17 protein-coding genes are annotated in these 17956 nt (G+C 52.2%); 3 read left to right on the top strand and 14 right to left on the bottom strand.

The window, feature by feature from the left end:
• Positions 1-68: 68 nt before the first annotated feature.
• A complete protein-coding gene (locus tag BKD14_RS16115; RefSeq protein ID WP_028233597.1) occupies positions 69-386 on the bottom strand; it encodes a chorismate mutase in 318 nt (105 codons plus the stop codon).
• Positions 383-1963: a signal recognition particle protein gene (gene ffh / locus BKD14_RS16110; protein ID WP_075657353.1), complete on the bottom strand. Its 1581-nt coding sequence runs from the start codon at positions 1961-1963 to the stop codon at positions 383-385. Before ffh ends, BKD14_RS16115 begins: the two co-directional genes overlap by 4 nt.
• A 521-nt stretch (positions 1964-2484) precedes the next feature.
• Here ffh and BKD14_RS16105 point away from each other — a divergent pair.
• Positions 2485-3324, top strand: coding sequence for a lytic transglycosylase domain-containing protein (locus BKD14_RS16105; protein WP_022709787.1), 840 nt, complete (start codon positions 2485-2487; stop codon positions 3322-3324).
• Between the two features lie 64 nt (positions 3325-3388).
• On the opposite strand, the gene BKD14_RS16100 is transcribed toward BKD14_RS16105, so the two are convergent.
• The 4 genes from BKD14_RS16100 to BKD14_RS16085 form a co-directional block, all read right to left on the bottom strand.
• On the bottom strand, positions 3389-4075 hold the full coding sequence (locus tag BKD14_RS16100) for a carbonic anhydrase (protein WP_075657241.1): 687 nt from the start codon (positions 4073-4075) through the stop codon (positions 3389-3391).
• 265 nt (positions 4076-4340) lie between these two features.
• Positions 4341-5228: a pyridoxal kinase PdxY gene (pdxY, locus tag BKD14_RS16095; RefSeq protein WP_022709789.1), complete on the bottom strand. Its 888-nt coding sequence runs from the start codon at positions 5226-5228 to the stop codon at positions 4341-4343.
• Positions 5229-5336: 108 nt separating this feature from the next.
• The gene (locus tag BKD14_RS16090) at positions 5337-6119 is read right to left on the bottom strand and encodes a DUF6065 family protein (RefSeq protein ID WP_075657240.1); all 783 of its coding nucleotides are present in this window, start codon (positions 6117-6119) and stop codon (positions 5337-5339) included.
• A gap of 769 nt (positions 6120-6888) precedes the next feature.
• A complete protein-coding gene (locus BKD14_RS16085; protein ID WP_075657239.1) occupies positions 6889-8385 on the bottom strand; it encodes a CoA-acylating methylmalonate-semialdehyde dehydrogenase in 1497 nt (498 codons plus the stop codon).
• Positions 8386-8497: 112 nt separating this feature from the next.
• Between BKD14_RS16085 and BKD14_RS16080 the strand changes: the two genes are divergently transcribed.
• Positions 8498-9379: a LysR family transcriptional regulator gene (locus BKD14_RS16080; RefSeq protein ID WP_075657238.1), complete on the top strand. Its 882-nt coding sequence runs from the start codon at positions 8498-8500 to the stop codon at positions 9377-9379.
• A 7-nt stretch (positions 9380-9386) separates the two neighbouring features.
• On the opposite strand, the gene BKD14_RS16075 is transcribed toward BKD14_RS16080, so the two are convergent.
• Both BKD14_RS16075 and BKD14_RS16070 read right to left on the bottom strand, forming a co-directional pair.
• Entirely contained in the window at positions 9387-10046 is a 660-nt protein-coding gene (locus tag BKD14_RS16075; protein WP_075657237.1) for a YoaK family protein, read from the bottom strand.
• An 84-nt stretch (positions 10047-10130) separates the two neighbouring features.
• On the bottom strand, positions 10131-10385 hold the full coding sequence (locus BKD14_RS16070) for a GlsB/YeaQ/YmgE family stress response membrane protein (RefSeq protein ID WP_022709794.1): 255 nt from the start codon (positions 10383-10385) through the stop codon (positions 10131-10133).
• Positions 10386-10734: 349 nt separating this feature from the next.
• Between BKD14_RS16070 and BKD14_RS16065 the strand changes: the two genes are divergently transcribed.
• A complete protein-coding gene (locus BKD14_RS16065; protein WP_083647229.1) occupies positions 10735-12645 on the top strand; it encodes a PAS domain S-box protein in 1911 nt (636 codons plus the stop codon).
• Positions 12646-12709: 64 nt separating this feature from the next.
• Here the strand turns inward: BKD14_RS16065 and BKD14_RS16060 are convergent, their stop codons facing one another.
• From BKD14_RS16060 to BKD14_RS16035, 6 genes are all read right to left on the bottom strand, one after another.
• Entirely contained in the window at positions 12710-13222 is a 513-nt protein-coding gene (locus tag BKD14_RS16060; RefSeq protein ID WP_075657236.1) for an RNA pyrophosphohydrolase, read from the bottom strand.
• A gap of 75 nt (positions 13223-13297) precedes the next feature.
• Positions 13298-14635 carry a S41 family peptidase gene (locus BKD14_RS16055; RefSeq protein WP_022712243.1) on the bottom strand — a complete coding sequence of 446 codons (1338 nt, stop codon included), beginning with the start codon at positions 14633-14635 and terminating at the stop codon, positions 13298-13300.
• Entirely contained in the window at positions 14625-15959 is a 1335-nt protein-coding gene (locus BKD14_RS16050; protein WP_245293664.1) for a murein hydrolase activator EnvC, read from the bottom strand. Before BKD14_RS16050 ends, BKD14_RS16055 begins: the two co-directional genes overlap by 11 nt.
• Before the next feature lie 238 nt (positions 15960-16197).
• Positions 16198-16680: a 23S rRNA (pseudouridine(1915)-N(3))-methyltransferase RlmH gene (rlmH, locus tag BKD14_RS16045; protein ID WP_075657351.1), complete on the bottom strand. Its 483-nt coding sequence runs from the start codon at positions 16678-16680 to the stop codon at positions 16198-16200.
• A 95-nt stretch (positions 16681-16775) separates the two neighbouring features.
• Positions 16776-17201 carry a ribosome silencing factor gene (gene rsfS, locus BKD14_RS16040; protein WP_028233940.1) on the bottom strand — a complete coding sequence of 142 codons (426 nt, stop codon included), beginning with the start codon at positions 17199-17201 and terminating at the stop codon, positions 16776-16778.
• 138 nt (positions 17202-17339) lie between these two features.
• Positions 17340-17930, bottom strand: a complete 591-nt coding sequence (locus tag BKD14_RS16035; protein ID WP_245293669.1) for a nicotinate-nucleotide adenylyltransferase — start codon at positions 17928-17930, stop codon at positions 17340-17342.
• Positions 17931-17956 lie beyond the last annotated feature (26 nt).

The following is a 17956-nucleotide window of genomic DNA, read 5'->3' as shown; positions in this document are numbered from 1 at the left end:
ACAGTAACAATTTCTGAAATACGACCGTTAAAACGATCGCAATGGTGTTTTACACCGCAAAACGAACATCACTGTCCGGTATGGTTTGCGGCGGTATGCTCATGATGCCGGATCACTTCCTTCACGATGAAGTTCAGGAATTTCTCAGCAAAATCAGGGTCGAGACTGGCGTCCTGCGCAAGGTTACGCAGACGTTCCACTTGTCGTTTTTCACGCGCCGGATCAGCAGCGGCCAGACCGCGCTCGGCTTTCAGAACACCGACAGCTTTTGTGCAGCGAAAACGCTCGGCAAGCATATGGATCAGCGCCGCATCAATATTATCGATAGATGCACGCAAAGCGAGCAGTTCGGCAGGAATTGTCTGTTGTTCGCTCATCGTGCTCACTTCTTCTTAGGCAGGCCAGGCAGACCGCCGCCAAGACCAGGAAGTTTCGGACCGCCAAGGCCCGGCAATCCCATCCCTTGGCCACCACCGAGACCCGGCATACCCCCGCTCTTACCAAAACCGGCTGCTTCAGCCTGTTTCTGCAGAGCTTCCAGCTGTTTCGGGTCCATTTTAGACAGATCCGGCATTCCGCCCCCGAGGCCACCCATACCGCCGAGACCACCAAGTCCCATTTTACCGGCAAGGCCACCCATCATCTGTTTCATCATGCCGCCTTTGCCTTTGCCCATGACTTTCATCATGTCGGCCATCTGGCGATGCATTTTCAGAAGCTTGTTAATGTCAGCAGCATTGCTGCCGGAACCTTTGGCAATACGCTGCTTGCGGCTGTGCTTCAGCAAATCCGGATTGGCGCGTTCAGCCTTGGTCATAGAACCGATAATTGCGAGCTGACGGTCAAACAGCTTGTCATCAAGACCGGCAGCTGCTGCCTTGTCTTTCATGCCAGCCATGCCCGGCATCATACCCATGATACCGCCCATACCGCCCAGCTTCTTCATCTGCTTGAGCTGCTCGGCCAGATCATTGAGATCGAACTTGCCGGCCTGCATTTTCTTGGCCATTGCCGCTGCTTTTTCAGCATCAATGGTTTCAGCCGCTTTTTCGACGAGCGAAACAATGTCACCCATGCCGAGAATACGGTCTGCAATACGCTTCGGATAAAACTCCTCCAGCGCATCCATTTTTTCGCCGGTGGCAATGGCTTTAATCGGCTTGCCGGTAACCGCGCGCATCGAAAGCGCCGCACCACCGCGACCGTCACCGTCCATACGGGTCAGCACGATACCGGTAATACCAACGCGCTCATCAAAGTTACGCGCCAGATTAACGGCGTCCTGACCGGTCAGACTGTCGGCAACCAGCAGAATTTCATGCGGATTGGCGGCTTTGCGGATATCCGCCATTTCCACCATCAGCGGTTCGTCAATATGCGTACGACCCGCAGTATCGAGGATCACCACATCATGACCGCCGAGCTTCGCAGCCTGTACGGCGCGCGCGGCAATCTCTACCGGTGACTGACCGGCAATAACCGGCAATGTGTCAACACTGGTCTGAATACCGAGCTGGCGCAGCTGTTCCTGCGCAGCAGGACGGCGCGTATCCAGCGAGGCCATCAGAACTTTTTTCTTCTGGCGATCTGTCAGGCGCTTGGCAAGCTTACCGGTGGTGGTGGTTTTACCCGACCCCTGCAAACCGACCATCATGATCACAACCGGTGCCGGTGCATTCAGGTCAATGGACACACCTTCGGTGCCAAGCATTTCCACCAGTTCGTCATGGACGATCTTAACGACCATCTGACCAGGCTTGATGCTTTTCAGAATTTCCGCACCAACCGCTTTTTCACGTACGCGGTCAGTAAATGAGCGAACCACTTCCAGCGACACATCCGCTTCAATCAGCGCACGGCGCACTTCTCGCAACGCGCCTGCAACATCGGACTCGGAGAGAGCCCCGCGTCCGGTCAGACCGTTCAGAATAGAGCCAAGACGCTCCTGAAGTGATTCAAACATCCAAATTTCCCAATCTCTGTTCAGACCGGTCATGTGCCGGATCTGAGTGCAGGTTCATCCCGAAATCATATATGACAGACGGTTTATAAACCGGAGCTGCATCCAAAGCAAAACAGCACCCGAGGGCGCATTGCGCTGTCGGATGTTGACCTCCGGGATCTCTTTATACCATACGGGTCCCGGTCGGCTGCCTGAGAACATATACTCATAGCGGAATTATCGCGCGTTCTTTACATGATCTGCAGTTTATGAGTCAAGCTTTTGCTGCGTCCTTTACAGAGGAAGCAATCATCTGACGCGTGATTAAATATAAAATGCTTCCACCCATTTTAAACTGTGACCTAAAAAACGCGGTCAGTCTCAAACGGGACTGTACAAAAACATTGCGCCTCATTCAGACCACATTCAACAGACATCGCCGTCATTCATATATATACAGGCCGGAATTATATTTTCTGTAAAACCCTGTTAACCATATAAATCTATAAAGCATCCGAGCAAAGTTCTAACGAGGCAGCTTCATGCAGTCAAAGACTATCAAATCTTCTCTCCGCCAGTTGGCAATTCGTGTAATCGGCGGATCAATCGCTGTGCTGGCCGTTTCCGGCGTTGCACAGGCAGCCCAGTGCGGCAATACAGGCGCAGGCTTTCCGGCATGGGTGCAGGGCTTCAAACAGGAAGCAGCAGCGCGCGGCATCAAAGGCAATGCATTGTCCGCTCTGGACAATGTAAAATACGCAACAGCAACCATTAATGCTGACCGCAACCAGAAAAGCTTCAAGCTGTCACTCGACGACTTCATGAAGAAACGCGGTTCAACCACAATCATCAATCGTGGTAAAACCCTGAAAAAGCAGAATGCAGCCCTGTTCGCCAAGATTGAACAGCGCTACGGCGTTCCTGCCGGCCCGTTGCTGGCCATCTGGGGCATGGAAACCGGCTTTGGCAATTATCTTGGCAAACAGCACACGCTTTCAGCTGTTGCAACACTGGCCTATGACTGCCGCCGTTCGGAATTCTTCACCAATGAACTTTATGCAGCTCTGCAGCTGATTCAGCGCGGCGATCTCAGCCCGAATGCTGTTGGCGCAATGCATGGTGAAATCGGCCAGACACAGTTCCTGCCATCCAGCGTCATTAAATTTGGTGCAGACGGTGACGGCAACGGCCATATCGACATGGTTGGCTCCCGCGCCGATGCACTGGCTTCGACCGCCAACTTCCTGAAAGCTCACGGCTGGCGCGCCGGTGCAGGCTACCAGCAGGGTCAGCCAAACTATGTGGCAATTCAGGGCTGGAACGCTGCAACCGTTTACCAGCAGGCTATTGCCATTATGGGTCAGGCAATCGACGGTAAATAATCGTCACTTAAAGACAACAAAAAACCGGCTGAAAAGCCGGTTTTTTTATTATCTGAATTCAGGTTCAAGCAGCAGGTGTTTCATTACTTTCAGGCTGCACCGGCATTTCATCCGTATCCGGACGAATAAAATCGCCGGTCTGCGAATCCATCACCCACAATTCACCGGTCGAAATATCGAACCATGCACCATGCAGCGAGAGACGACCCTTCTTCTCCAGAATATCAACACATGGAAAACTGCGCAGATTATTCAGGGAGAAGCGGATTGAAATACGCTCAAGCGCAGTCTGCCGCTCTGTCTGTGTCATCAGCGTGTTGGATGTGACATTCTCTGCAGCCGGTGCCAGCAGGCTCATCCATTTGCCGATAAAGTCACCCGGAGACAGCGGGCTGCTATCTGTATCTAGCGCCGCTTTAATGCCACCGCATCGTCCGTGCCCAAGCACAACAATATGCTTGACCTTGAGGCTCTGCACAGCGAATTCCAGTGCTGCAGAAGCAGCATGATATTCACCATCCGGCTCATAGGGCGGGATGAGATTCGCTACATTGCGCAAAACAAAGATTTCACCCGGACGGGTATTGAAAATGATTTCCGGCGCTGCGCGGGAATCACAGCAGGCAATGACCATCGTTTCCGGTGTCTGCCCCTGATCTGCGAGTTCCTTATAGCGCATTCTTTCATCGGCAAAATCCGATGCCATGAAGTTGCGGTAACCGGCGAGGAGTGTGTCTGGAAGATCTACCATGATTTTTCGATAAACCCATATTTTGCCAAGATCAATCAAAGATTAGTCAGAATTTCACACAGCACAGACATCGGGCAGAAATTGCCTTGCTCAATTTACCCTGCATTTTTCGGCTCAAACCGGCAAAAACAACCTGTTTTCATCCAAAATCAGACTATTTTCCGCTCTTTTTGATCGCATCAAACAATCTATCAAAAAAAATTTTATCTACAAAAAATTTCAAGCTTTGATGCCCCACAATGCAAAAAGAGCGCCTCTAAGGCGCTCATCCCGCGACCTGGCCGTGATTTGGATGAACCAGACGACGCAACTGCACCATGGCCATCGGCCGCTCCAGACTCGCTGCATCGGCCTCCAGCATCAGTTCATCCGCACCGCGCTTCGCTGCGCGGGCAAGAATTTCAAACACGGCAGCTGTGGTCAGCTGCAATGATTTTTCTTCATTCATGCCGCTCATCTTACGGGCAAGGAACAAAGCCGAGGTCAGATCGCCCATACCATTGCCGGGTCCGTGAACTATCCGGTGTTCGGCCATCAAAGCCTGCGTCCGTGTCACCAGAACATTACTGATACTATCGCGCATCAGTGCAAAGGCAGAAGTGACCAGCATGGTCTCCGGCCCTGCACGCAAAGCGGCTTCCATCAATTGCTGGTTGTCAGCCGGTTCTGTTCCCGTCAACCAGCCCAGTTCATAACGGTTCGGTGTGGCGATATCGGCCAGCGGCAGCAACAGATCACGAATGGCAATGGCTGTGCTTTCCGCCACATAAAGCCCCTTCATATCCCCGATCACAGGATCGCAAATATATTGCAGGTTCGGATTTTTGGCTTTCATGGCAGCTATGAGATGCGCAACGGCTTCAACCTGCGCAGCATTGCTCATAAAGCCGGTCAGTACAGCACTCACCTCACCCAGCCATGGCGCGCGTTCAAGATCACCGATCAAGGAAGAAAATTGCGCGGCATCAGGAATAATCCGCCCCGCAGGCCCGTGCCCCGGATGCCATGGCAGAATAACGGTCGGCACAGCCCAAACCGGATAGCCAAGCCGCTCCAGTGCAAAGACAGCTGCTCTGTTGCCGATAGAGCCCCGCACCACATGGCTGGAAATAACGATTACGGCATTGGTGCTTGTCGGCGCAGAAACGGTCATGGAAGATATCCGGCATGAATATAAATATGTCGCTATAGAACCCCCGCCGGATTCTATAGTAAAGTCAATTTTATAAGAAACAGGGCTACAGAGACGATAATCTGTCTCTCAGGCGTCAGTCACACTCCCTGCAGGCATCTCAACAGATGACTGATCTGCGATTTCCGGCATATGTAAACGTCGTTTATTCACATGCCCTTCCGCCTGCCCCTCACCTTCAGAATCCGGCTTTTCGCCTTTGAAATAGAATTTCTGCCATGCCTGTTTAACAGTCTGCGCATCACCATTCATAAGGTTCTGATTAAATTCGCGGCGCACCTTTGACCATGTTTCATATTCCTGCTGCAAAACCGGTGCGTCCTCGATCCTGCGGATCACCGGCTTGACTGCATCCATTTTATGATGCTCCGTCAGTTGGATAAAACAGAACGGCTCCCCTTTTTTAAAACGCACAATGCCCGGCCGTATCATGATCCAGTTCATGGTAAAGGGAAAAGGCAGCCAGTCCGTCTCAACAAGACCGGTCAGAGGCTGAATACCATCCTTAACATGGTTGGGCGCACCACCTGCCAGCAATGCGCATTGCGGCGGTGTGCGGAACAGATAGCCGGTATGGAAAGTCACAACGCCGTGGCTGAAATGCGATTCTACAAAATGTGAAAATTCACGATCGCGGCAAGATATAGTGACATCCGTCTTATCCTTACCGCCATTCCAGCAAATCCGGATATCTGTCGGACAGAGGATTTCCCAGCCGGTCGTATTCGCCATGGTCAATGGAAGGCAGCGATAGGGAAACCGGATGTGAAAACCATCCATCCAGTCACGCTCGGCACGACCGGAAATAATCTGCGGCGCATTCTCCATAACGCGAAAACATTCCAGATACATGATGCACAACTCCGCATGTCAGAAAACACCCGTTGGCGACAGGAAGAAGTCAGGTCACCGCAGGTTGTTTATCAATGGCACGGAGCAACGGGTTTTGTTCACTGGCGGTTTTGTCAGGAAAATCCACCAATTGTGACCTTGTATGCATAATAAAAACCCCGTTTTTGCAAACGGGGTTTCAGGATGAGATGCTGCCAATATTTTGGTTATGGCGTGGCGAATGTGATGCTTTGCGAAAACCGGAGCGGAGCGTACTAAAATATGTGAGCCCTCATTAGCCTGATTAGGGTTAATGAAAAACTCAAAATGCAAGTGGAGCAAAGTGCCATTTGCAGCCCGCCAGAGCCGAAATATCAACTCATTGTCGGAATGACAAACTCTGCACCATCCTTAACACCCCGCCGCATGCCCGCAGCCACGAAGTGGTGAGGACATGCAAACAGATAAAAGTCGGGTGTTAGCTCATTGTCGGAATGACGAACTCTGAACCATCCTTAACACCCTGCCGCATGCCCGCAGCCACGAAGTGGTGAGGACATGCAAACAGATAAAAGTCGGGTGTTAGCTCATGGTCGGAATGACAAACTCAGCTCCATCCTTAACACCCCGCCGCATGCCCGCAGCCACGAAGTGGTGAGGACATGCAAACAGATAAAAGTCGGGTGTTAGCTCATGGTCGGAATGACGAACTCTGAACCATCATTAACACCCTGCCGCATGCCCGCAGCCACGAAGTGGTGAGGACATGCAAACAGATAAAAGTCGGGTGTTAGCTCATGGTCGGAATGACGAACTCTGCACCATCCTTTACGCCCGACGGCCAGCGTGAGGTCACGGTTTTGGTCTTGGTGTAGAAGCGGAAAGCATCAGGGCCGTGCTGGTTGAGATCACCGAAACCGGAGCCTTTCCAGCCGCCGAATGTGTAATAGGCAATCGGTACAGGGATCGGCACATTCACACCAACCATGCCAACCTGAACACGGGAGGCAAAATCGCGGGCAGCATCGCCATCACGGGTGAAGATCGCGACACCATTGCCATATTCATGATCATTTGGCAGCGACAATGCTTCTTCATAATTTGCAGCACGCACAACGCTCAACACAGGGCCAAAAATTTCTTCTTTATAAATACGCATGTCGCGTGTCACATGATCGAACAGACAGCCGCCAAGATAGAAACCGTTTTCATAGCCCTGCATTTTAAAGTTACGGCCATCAACAACCAGTTTCGCGCCTTCTTCAACACCTAGATCAACATAGCCGCGCACGCGTTCCAGAGCCTGTTTTGTTACCAGCGGACCGTAATCCGCAGACACATCCGTTGACGGACCAACTTTCAGCGCCTCAACACGCGGAATGAGCTTATCCATCAGGCGTTCTGCCGTGTCGTGCCCAACCGGAATAGCAACAGAAATCGCCATGCAACGTTCACCGGCAGAACCGTAACCAGCGCCAATCAATGCATCGACAGTCTGATCCATATCCGCATCCGGCATGATGATCATATGGTTCTTGGCGCCGCCGAAGCACTGAACGCGCTTACCATTGGCGCAACCGCGCGCATAAATATATTGCGCAATCGGGGTGGAGCCAACAAAGCCGATTGCCTTGACATCAGGATCATCCAGCAGCGCATCAACCGCATCTTTATCGCCATTGACCACGTTGAAAATACCGGCAGGCAGACCAGCTTCCATAAACAATTCCGCAAAGCGCATCGGCACGCCCGGATCGCGTTCGGAAGGTTTGAGAATAAACGCATTACCGCAGGCAATCGCAGGGCCAGCCTTCCACAGCGGGATCATCGCCGGAAAGTTGAATGGCGTGATACCGGCCACAACACCGAGCGGCTGGCGCATGGAATAGACATCAATGCCGGTACCGGCAGCATCTGTAAATTCACCTTTCAGCAGATGCGGCGCACCAAGGCAGAATTCGATCACTTCCAGACCGCGCTGAATATCGCCCTTGGCATCAGGAATGGTTTTACCATGTTCACGCGCCAGCAATTCCGCAAGGCTGTCATATTCAGCCTCAACCAGTTCCAGAAATTTGCGCAAAATACGCGCACGGCGCTGCGGGTTGGTTGCAGCCCAGCCAGGCTGCGCCGCCTTGGCATTTTCAACCGCTGCACGCACTTCGTCTTTGGTCGCCAGAGCAACCTGCCCCAGCACCGCACCATCCATAGGCTGATAAAATTCAGTCGTCCGGCCGCTTGCGCCTGCCACATGCTTGCCGCCGATAAAATGCCCGACCTGTCTCATCACAACTCTCTCCCAAATTTAAAATCTCTGTTCCATCATCGCCCTGCAAAAAATAGTTTTCAAGTAGGCGAAAAGCGTATCCGTTGTGCAAAAATATATATAAGCTTTAGCCATGAACTGGGATGATATTCGTATATTTCTGGCTGTTGCACGCTCCGGACAAATTCTCGGTGCGGCCAAGAAGCTCGGCCTTAACCACACAACAGTCTCACGCAGACTCGCCGCACTTGAAAGCAGCCTGAAAACCACATTACTCAACAGGCGCACCAATGGCTCGGAACTCACGCAGGCCGGTGAAGAGTTTCTGCTTTCCGCAGAAAAAATGGAAGCAGAAATGCTCAACGCCCATGCCCATCTGGCCAATGCGGATATTACTGTGGCCGGTACAATCAGGATCGGCGCACCGGACGGCTTCGGTGTGAATTTTCTCAGCCCGAGACTTGCGCGTTTCTCAGCGCTCTATCCCGATCTGACCATTCAGCTCGTGCCCGTTCCCCGCTCTTTCTCACTCTCACGTCGTGAGGTTGATATTGCCATCAGTGTCGAGCGACCGGAGACCGGCAGACTGATTGCCCGTAAACTCACCGGCTACAATCTCGGCCTTTATGCGCACAAAGACTATCTTGAACGCTATGGCACACCGCAAACTGTTGAGGACTTAAATCATCACCGGCTGATCGGTTATGTGGAGGATCTGGTTGCCACACCGACACTGGATTATGCACGGGAAATCAGCCGCGACTGGCAGCCTGCCTTTGAGGTTTCCAGCGCTTTGGGACAGGTTGAAGCTGTCAAAGCCGCAGCCGGCATCGGTATTTTACACGGGTTTATTGCCCGCGAATATTCCGATCTGACCGAAATACTGCCCCATAAACGTATCAAGCGCTCCTACTGGCTGTCCTATCATGAAACAGCCCGCACCTTGCGCCGCATCCATATTGTTGCGGATTACATTTCCGGTCTGGTGGAGCAGGAGCGCCATTTATTTATTTAGGCGATCCTCACTTCTCTTTGAGCCGGTAAAAGACCAGCATCAGTGTCAGAACCGCGACGGGCAGTAAAAGCGACCAGATACCTGTGCCGGTATATAAAACGGCCCCGCAGGCTGCACCAAAGACCAGCGAAAGCCACACATAAATATGCTGCAGCCAGCGGTAACGCGGAGCCTGTCCGCGTAAACTATGCGCCAGATCATTCGCGGCGTTAAAAATCGTTCCGGTCACAAAAGTTGTACCAAGCCGTGCTGCCCCATGCGGTTTAAACACAGCATTTTGCGCACCCATTGCCGCCGCCAGCAAAATGACCGGCATTGATGCCAGTCCTTGGATCTGACCAAGCAGCATGGTGCTCAAGAGAAGAGTGATAACCAGCAGCATAACCCGCGCTGAATACCAGTGTTGCTCACGGGCACTGATAAAAGACGCAAGAAATGCCCCGCTGAAAAACAGCCCGATCAGCAGCAGCGGCATAAACAGGCTTTGTCCGCGCAGCAATTGCAGCGCGCGACCATCGGGCCCGCTCATTGCCAACCCGAGCTGCGTTGTATTCCCGCTCATGAAAGAGGCAAAATAACCGCCCAGCTCAATAAAAGCGAGCGCATCAACAAAACCGGCAACGGCAGTGAGAACCAGACCGGTCAGCAAACGGGCGGGAGGCGTCATCACAACTCACTAAAACAAGCGTCAGAACAAATGAAAGCCCGCCGGACTCTGTTCCGGCAGGCTGTAACAATGAATTTTAAAAGATCACGCTCGTTTTACAAGTCTCAGTATAACCAGCAAGATAACAGCACCGATAAATGCATTCACAATCGCGGCAATGACACCGCCACCGATCGCGAAACCAAGACGCGGCAACAACCAGCCAGCCAGAAACGCGCCGATCACACCAACGACGAGATTTCCGAGCAAACCGAAACCACCACCGCGCACGACCTGACCCGCGAGCCAGCCGGCGACGAGACCTACGATAAGAAAGACCAGTAAACTTTCTGCACCCATTATTATCTCCGATATTAATTGCTGCCTATTTCAGAATTTACTGCATTCCGCTCATTATTCCGACAACAATGACCGGTCGCATCATCAGGATAACGCATTAAAGACCACATGGCTGCATAATAAAATCAATAAATATAACAGGATCAGAGCAGTGCCGGTAAAATCAGGAGCCGGTTTTTCATAAACACAAGGCACAAACATAAACAGACAATACAAAGCCCGGCTTTACAAATTAACACTATTTTAAGAAACGCCTTATTTTCATCCTCAAAATCAGAGATACTGCCCTCCAAATATTCCGCTTGTTAAAATCGTGTAAATTTATACATTTGCTAAAGTACAAGCTCGCATGGGGGATACGCAGGTGGAAGCCAGATGGGATACCTCAGTCAGTAATCTTTTCGGATTGTCCGAAGCATCTTCATTATTTCAGGCTGTTTTACCGCGCTTTACAATCATGAACGGACAAAATGATCCGGTTCTTGATAATCTGGTAGCGCTGACTGCCAGACTTTGCGACGCACCGGTCGCGGCTATCAATCTCATCTCACAAGAGCAGCAGATTTTTAAAGCCGTTTACGGCCTGACGCTGAACGCCCCTCCTCCCGGGCATAATTTTTGCCGCCAGACATTACTCGCCGATGATATTTTTATCGTCAGCGATGCAAGCACAACGCCGCTCTTTGCCAGCGAACCGTTTGTAACCGGCACCTCGCCTTACCGTTTTTATGCCGGAATAAAACTGGCCGGCCATGACGGCACCATTTTCGGCACGATGCTAATACTCGATAAAAAGCCGCGCCATTTATCTGCCGAGCAACTCAAGGATTTTCGCAGGCTGGCACAGATCGCCGGTTCGCATATGGAAATGCAGGCGCGCCATCACCGGCAGCAACACAAAGAACAGTTGAACCAGCTTATTATCGATAATGCGCTGGACTATGCGATTATCACCACAACACTGAGCGGTCAGGTCACCAGCTGGAATGCAGGTGCGCGCAGATTATTCGGCTGGACAGAAGAGGAAGTGCTGAAATCTTCCGTCGATATCCTGTTCACACCGGAAGAGCGTGAGAAAAATGTACCGGAAATGCGCCGTGTCAGCGCCTTGCATCACAAACAGGATGCAGTGGAGCGCTGGCATATGCGCAAAGACGGCAGCCGGTTCTGGGCAAGCGGCCAGCTTTTGCCGCTCTACGATCAGGACGGCCATATGCAGGGTTTTCTCAAAATCCTCATGGATCGCACATTCGTTCGCGAGCAGCAGGAACGCTTGCGCGAACAGGAAGAAATGCTTCGTCTTTCTCAGGAGGCCGGCGGGATCGGGGCATTCGATATAAATCTGATCAGCCGCACCATCACCGTCACCAACCAGATCCGGCAGATTTACGGCATTGCTCCGGACACCAATATTACGATTGAGCTTTTTGAAAAGCTGATGTCACCCCGCAACTGTGACGAGCATAAAACCGATACGGCAAAATCCGGTTCTCTGGCATTGCCCCGTTCCGGCTATAGCGAATATCTTATTCACCGGCTGGATAATAATGAACAGCGCTGGGTTGCACTTTCAACGGAACTCATCAGCGACGATCAGGGTGCTGTGGTGCGCATGCGTGGTATCGTACAGGATATTACAAACCGCAAACATGCAGAAGAACAACAGGCTATGCTGACCGCAGAACTGGCCCATCGCAGTAAGAATATTCTTGCAGTTATTCAGGGCATTGCCAATCAGACATTGCGCAGTACGACCAGCGCGGAAGATGCAAGAGCCGCTTTCGAAGCCCGTATTATGGCGCTGAGCAAGGCACAGGACGTGCTGACCCAAGGGGCAAAATCTGTCAGTGCCGAACTTGCAGATATTGTCACCAACAGCCTGTCCGTTCATGCCGGAGCCGGTGAAAAACGGATCAGCATCAGCGGCATTCCCGTGACGCTTGGTTCACGGCAGGCTTTATCCATGGTCATGGCTCTGCATGAGCTTGGCACCAATGCTGTCAAATATGGTGCGCTCTCCACACCTGACGGACATATCGAGATCAACTGGCGCGTGGAAAACGGCCGTTTCCGGTTCTACTGGATAGAAAAGAACGGCCCGCAAGTGGAGAAGCCTGCGCGGCGCGGCTTCGGTTCCCGCCTGATTGAGCGTACCCTTGCAGCCAGTCTCGGCGGCTCTGCCGAGCTGCATTATTTATCGCAGGGGCTGGAGTTCAGGCTCGATGCTCCGGCCAATAATATGCGCTACGATCCGGCATAAAAACGCCGCTCTTTCGGACAAGATAGGCATCCAAAAGAGCGGCGTTTTTGTAAGAGATAAAATCTCAGACCAGATGTCTGAAAGCCTGAATGACTTCGTCATAAACAGGGCGCTTGAACGGAACGATCAGTTCCGGCAGCTCCATCATCGGTTTCCATGCCCACATATCAAATTCAGCATCATGTCCGCCCGGTGGCGGGTTGATTGCAATCTCGCTTTCGTCGCCCTCAAAACGATAGGCAAACCAGCGCTGTGTCTGACCGCGATATTTGCCATTTAAGGCAATACCGATCAGATGTTCCGGCAGATCATAATTGATCCAGTCCGGCGCTTCTGCCAAAAGGCTGACGCTGCGCATTCCTGTTTCTTCATAGAGCTCGCGCAGCGATGCCGTTGCCGGATCTTCACCGGCATCAATACCACCCTGCGGCATCTGCCAAAGCTGCGTTGCACCTTCCATCTCACCATTCGGCTCAATGATGCGGCGTCCTGCCCAGACTTTGCCTTCGCTGTTCAAAACCATAATGCCCACACAAGGGCGATAAGGCAGCGATGCGGGGTCACGCTTTTCAGTCATGTTTTCATTCCGTTTATTTATCACCAGAGACAAAAAACGCGGGGACTGCCCCGCGTTTTTCTGAAGTGTACAAGCTTATTGTTTATCAGGCTTTGGCAGATCTTTCTTAGGATCCGGCGGGAATGCCGCATTGGCCATTTCACCGCGCAGCAGCTTCAGAGCTTCGCCCAGCTGAATGTCGTCCTTTGGCTCCAGCGGCACATAGGCCGAAGAGCCTGAACCACTGTCATCTTCCTCAGCACCCTTGATATGGCCTTTCAGTCCGGCCTCACCTTTGGTCGTTACATCACGGCCTTTCAGCTCATCCGGCAGCGGCTGTTCCACCTTGATATCCGGTGTAATGCCCTTGCCCTGAATCGACTTGCCCGATGGGGTGTAATAGAGCGCTGTCGTCAGACGCAGCGAGCCGTTTTCACCAAGCGGAATGATGGTCTGCACAGAACCCTTACCGAAGGACTGTGTCCCCAGAACCGTTGCACGACGGTGATCCTGCAATGCACCGGCCACAATTTCAGACGCACTGGCCGAGCCGCCATTGATCAGAACGATAACAGGTTTGCCTTTGGTCAGATCGCCTGCGCGGGCATCAAAACGGGTAACATCCTGAGGGTCACGGCCACGGGTTGAAACAACCTCACCCTTATCAAGGAACGCATCCGATACAGACACAGCCTGATCGAGCAGACCGCCCGGATTAAGACGCAGATCGAGCACATAGCCTTTGAGCTTGTTCTCAGGAATCTGTGACTGAATATCCTTGATCGCTTTTGTCAGATCGTCAGAAGTCTTCTCGGTGAAGGAAATCACACGCAGATAGCCAACGTCATTCTCAACGCGGTAACGGACAGCTTTAACCTTGATGATCGCGCGTTTGATCGACAGTTTGATCGGCTTATCCGCACCCTGACGGATCAGGGTCAGTTCAATCGCCTCATCAACCGGCCCGCGCATCTTGTCGACAGCATCATTCAGCGACAAGCCGCGCACTTCCGCGCCATTGATCTGCGTGATCAGGTCACCGGCGAGAACGCCGGCTTTCGATGCCGGTGTGTCATCAATCGGTGCAATGACCTTTACCAGATCATTTTCCATAGTCACTTCGATACCAAGACCGCCGAACTCACCCTTTGTCTGCACGCGCATATCCTGCGCTGCTTCAGGGTTGAGATAAGAGGAATGCGGATCAAGCGAGGTCAGCATACCGTTGATGGCGGTTTCTATCAGCTTCTTATCTTCCGGCGGCGTCACATATTGCTGGCGCACACGTTCAAAAATATCGCCGAAAATTGCGAGTTCTTTATAGGTATCATTACTGGCAGCATTTGCACTTGAAGCCGGAGCCCCCTGCACAGCAACCATCGCCGAAGCCCCCATCAAGGCACCTGCGAAAAGAAGCGACAGTTTACGTATCATCTTGTGTCCTTCCGGAATGCCTGTCGGTCCACCACGGGGTCGGATCGACGGATTTCCCATCTTTTCGAAATTCTATGTAAAGCATCGGTGAAGAATTACCACTCCCCAGTGAAGCAACACTGGTTAAAAGCTTATCTCCCATGGTTCCGACCGGCTCACCCGCCAGCACAAACCGGCCCTGCGCAACATTGATTCTGCTTAATCCTGCCATCACGATATGATATCCGCTGCCAACATCAAGGATTAAGAGTTGTCCGTAGGAACGAAAGGGCCCCGCATAAAGTACAACGCCATCAGAAGGTGACGTAATCGTGGCGTTTTGCGGCGTTTGCAGCATTTCTCCTGCACGCGGGCGGCCAAAATCATCTTTCTGACCGAATTTTTGTACGATCTTACCGCTGGCCGGTAGCACAAGTTGCCCGCGCAGAGATGCAAAACTCGCACGGGACACCAGCGAATTCTCGCCGGACTGTGCTGCGCGCTCCTGCCCGTCGGCCAGTCGCTGCTGCTCGGCATCGCGTGCGGCATCCGCCGCCGTGCGGACTTTATCCATCCGCTCCTGCAACGAGGCAATCAGATCTTTCAGGCTGGTTGCTTTTTTCGCCAGTTCTGCGGCATGAGCACGTTCGGTCTGCAATTCTTCTTCAGACTGGCTGTAAAGCTTTTGCTTTTCTTCCAGCAGTAATTCCTGTTTCTGACGCTCTTCAAGTTGCGCAGTGCGGCTGGCAATCAGCCGCTCCTGCTCATCTTTGATCGAAGCCTGCAAGCGCTGCATCTCTTTCAAATCAGCCATCAGTTCCAGCGTCTGCGCCCGCATTTCCGGCACCACCGCACCGAGCAGCACGGCAGAACGCACAGAAGACAGCGCATCATCAGGGCGCACGAGAATGGCAGGCGGCGGGTTCAATCCCATGCGCTGCAAAGCTGCCAGTACTTCCGCCAGCACTTTACGGCGGGAACGCAAAGACAGCCGGATACCGTCTTCCTGCTCGCTGAGCGCAGTCAGTTTTTGCCCCGCAGCCTCAATATCTTCCGAGAGTTTCTTGTCTGTCTTGGCAGACTGGATCAATGCGGCGGTAATGGTTGCCTGATCTTTTTTCAGTTCTGAAACGCTTGTTTCCAGCTGCTGCAGCTTTTCTTTGGAAAGCGCAATCTCGCTGTTAATAGCATCCAGACTGCCCGAGACTTTTTGATGCTGTTCTTCCAGCGGCACCGGCGGCGGAGCGGATGGTGCTGCCTCCTGCGCAAGAGCCGGAACCGGCAACAGCAGCAACAAACCGGCAGAAAACACGCATCTGGCCTGTCCGGCACAAATGCGGCTCATCTTAAAAAGCCGGAAGGAAATGCTGCTGTTATTCATCAAAATTCGAATACTGATCCGTTGCGATCACTCAGTTATAGCGGTGAATCTATAACAAAGATTATCCGTGTCAAAATCCGTCTGTAAATGCTCTATTTATTTGTGATTACGCGTATCTTATCTGATCGGAGCGGGAAAGAAATCAGTCCGGTGAACTGATTTCCCCGCGTAGGTGCTTCACATTTTTCGGGATACGCTCAAATTACACCCGATGATAGGGATGACCGGAAAGAATAGTCACCGCACGGTATAATTGCTCGGCAATCAGAATACGTGCCAGCTGATGCGGCCAGGTCATCTTGCCCATCGCCAGCACCAGATCAGCCCGCGCCCGTAATTGCGGATCATGACCGTCCGGCCCGCCGATCGCTAAAATCAACTGTCTTTTGCCGCCGTCACGGATTTTTCCCATTTGCTCGGCAAAGGCTTCAGAGCCAAGTTCTTTGCCGCGCTCATCCAGCAGGATCAGCGCTGCGCCATTATCCAGTGCTTCATAAACACGTGCAGCTTCATCGGTCTTGCGCTGATCCGCATTGCCGCCCCTGCTTTCGGTAATCTCACTGACGCCGGTAAACTCAAATCCCAAGGCCGTTCCGGACTTGGAAAAACGGTCAAAGTATCGCTCGGCCAATTCCCGCTCGGGACCGGCTTTCATTTTTCCAACCGCAAAAACTGTAACACGCATAATCAAAAAACCTCTGCCTGCCATAGCATGTCAGGCAGTTTAAGCAGCATGCCGTCACAATCCGGCATGCCTGATCTTACAAATCATCGTGCAAATTAATGCACTGACTTTTTACGCGGATTAAATTCATCCGCTTCCGGTGTGAGCCAGATTTTTTCGATATTATAGAACTCACGGACTTCCGGATGGAAAATGTGGATGATGATATCACCCGTATCGACCAGAACCCAGTCTGCTGCTTCAAGACCTTCGATCTGAACATCACGCACACCGATTTCTTTCAGCGCACGCAGCATATGATCGGCCACAGCACCGACATGGCGCTGGGAGCGACCGGAAGCGATCACCATATAATCGCCCAAAGCGGATTTACCGCGCAGATCAATGGAAATGATATCTTCTGCCTTGGAGTCATCAAGGCTTGCAAGCAGAACCTCTAAAGCATGAGACACAGTGGCTTCGCCGCTGACCTCAGCTGGTGAAGGCGTGGTAACACCCTTCTTTTCAATTGCTGTTCTCAATGAGTACCTTTCCGTAAAGAACAACGCCACACGGCAACTACTCCCCGTGTAACTATAAAAGTGGCAGAGTCCTGTGTCTGTTTCAAGACACGGACTCATGGAAATTTGACAGGAAAAATAACCTGCTGATTTTGCGTCTTATTCTCTCATCTCTTGCCGGCGCAATTGCGTGGATGAAAGATCCGACTGCGGCCCGTGGATAAAAACCCATGCCGGAGCCGGCTGTGTTGCAAGTTTTGCAGCCTCTGTTTCAGGCAGGCGTGCCGCCTCAAATTGCTGCGCCATCACGGAATCTTCCGCCGCCATATTCGAACCCGGCCGGTTGATGACAGCAATCGGATAGGTACGGGCAATCTCATCCCATTCCTGCCAGTGATGGAAATTCATCAGATTATCCGCGCCCATAATCCAGACCAGATGCTTATCCGGATTATGTTTGCGCACCAGCGCCAGCGTATCTGCCGTATAGCGCACCTGATAACTGGCTTCAAATGCTGTCACATGAATACGCTTATCAGTGATAAGCTCTTCACTCAGCGCAATGCGCTTGGACAGCGGCGCCAGTTCATTCACATCTTTCAGCGGATTGCCGGGTGTCACCACCCACCAGACCTGATCCAGCCCCAGCCGCTCAAGTGCCAATTCTGCCACCAGAACATGGCCTGCATGAGGCGGGTTGAAAGAACCACCGAACAGACCGATTTTAGCACCAGCCGGTGCAACGGGCATGTGCAGATAGTCTTCAGCAACATCCT

It is taken from the genome of Pseudochrobactrum sp. B5 (genome assembly GCF_001939785.1).
Lineage (GTDB): Bacteria > Pseudomonadota > Alphaproteobacteria > Rhizobiales > Rhizobiaceae > Pseudochrobactrum > Pseudochrobactrum saccharolyticum.
This window is presented reverse-complemented; position numbering and strand designations above follow the sequence as displayed.

Coding starts and splice junctions, on each gene's coding strand:
- ffh (WP_075657353.1), bottom strand. CDS start 1,963: ATGTTTGAATCACTTCAGGAGCGTCTTGGCTCTATTCTGAACGGTCTG.
- BKD14_RS16105 (WP_022709787.1), top strand. CDS start 2,485: ATGCAGTCAAAGACTATCAAATCTTCTCTCCGCCAGTTGGCAATTCGT.
- BKD14_RS16100 (WP_075657241.1), bottom strand. CDS start 4,075: ATGGTAGATCTTCCAGACACACTCCTCGCCGGTTACCGCAACTTCATG.
- pdxY (WP_022709789.1), bottom strand. CDS start 5,228: ATGACCGTTTCTGCGCCGACAAGCACCAATGCCGTAATCGTTATTTCC.
- BKD14_RS16090 (WP_075657240.1), bottom strand. CDS start 6,119: ATGTATCTGGAATGTTTTCGCGTTATGGAGAATGCGCCGCAGATTATT.
- BKD14_RS16085 (WP_075657239.1), bottom strand. CDS start 8,385: ATGAGACAGGTCGGGCATTTTATCGGCGGCAAGCATGTGGCAGGCGCA.
- BKD14_RS16080 (WP_075657238.1), top strand. CDS start 8,498: ATGAACTGGGATGATATTCGTATATTTCTGGCTGTTGCACGCTCCGGA.
- BKD14_RS16075 (WP_075657237.1), bottom strand. CDS start 10,046: ATGACGCCTCCCGCCCGTTTGCTGACCGGTCTGGTTCTCACTGCCGTT.
- BKD14_RS16070 (WP_022709794.1), bottom strand. CDS start 10,385: ATGGGTGCAGAAAGTTTACTGGTCTTTCTTATCGTAGGTCTCGTCGCC.
- BKD14_RS16065 (WP_083647229.1), top strand. CDS start 10,735: ATGGGGGATACGCAGGTGGAAGCCAGATGGGATACCTCAGTCAGTAAT.
- BKD14_RS16060 (WP_075657236.1), bottom strand. CDS start 13,222: ATGACTGAAAAGCGTGACCCCGCATCGCTGCCTTATCGCCCTTGTGTG.
- BKD14_RS16055 (WP_022712243.1), bottom strand. CDS start 14,635: ATGATACGTAAACTGTCGCTTCTTTTCGCAGGTGCCTTGATGGGGGCT.
- BKD14_RS16050 (WP_245293664.1), bottom strand. CDS start 15,959: ATGAGCCGCATTTGTGCCGGACAGGCCAGATGCGTGTTTTCTGCCGGT.
- rlmH (WP_075657351.1), bottom strand. CDS start 16,680: ATGCGTGTTACAGTTTTTGCGGTTGGAAAAATGAAAGCCGGTCCCGAG.
- BKD14_RS16035 (WP_245293669.1), bottom strand. CDS start 17,930: ATGCCCGTTGCACCGGCTGGTGCTAAAATCGGTCTGTTCGGTGGTTCT.